Origin of the sequence: Pseudomonas sp. P7758 (assembly GCF_013386485.1) — a bacterium.
Taxonomy (GTDB): domain Bacteria; phylum Pseudomonadota; class Gammaproteobacteria; order Pseudomonadales; family Pseudomonadaceae; genus Aquipseudomonas.
Map to the genome: position 1 here is coordinate 1 of NZ_JACARS010000274.1, position 318 is coordinate 318.

A 318-nucleotide genomic window follows, 5' to 3' on the forward strand; every position below is an offset into this window, starting at 1 on the left:
CTCGGATACTGGAAGTCGACGGTCTGAAGCTGGACGTCGGCTCTCTGAGCCCCGTTGTCCAGGGTCGGGGGCTCAGCGCAGTCGCGGTGGAAGATCCCGCTGCCGGCGCGGAGCCTTTCAGCCGCCGGCCGCGCCTAGTCCTTCGAAATACGCAGCGCGCGTCCGAGCGCACCACAACGCAATGCGATTTTGGACGTGTCAGCCCGCAGCGCCTGCAGACGCCGCTCTAGCAGGTGCATCGCCGACAGCGATTCGGATTCGGCGGCCGCATCGACCATGCGCGAGCGTGCCGACTGATCGGCGAAGTCGGCTGCGCCC

At 67.6% G+C, this 318-nt stretch carries 1 protein-coding gene; it reads right to left on the reverse strand.

The window, feature by feature from the left end; genetic code table 11:
- Nucleotides 1-134 precede the first annotated feature (134 nt).
- Nucleotides 135-318, reverse strand: a 184-nt coding sequence (locus tag HX873_RS31450; protein ID WP_177123862.1) for a hypothetical protein, incomplete at its 5' end; no start/stop codon positions are given.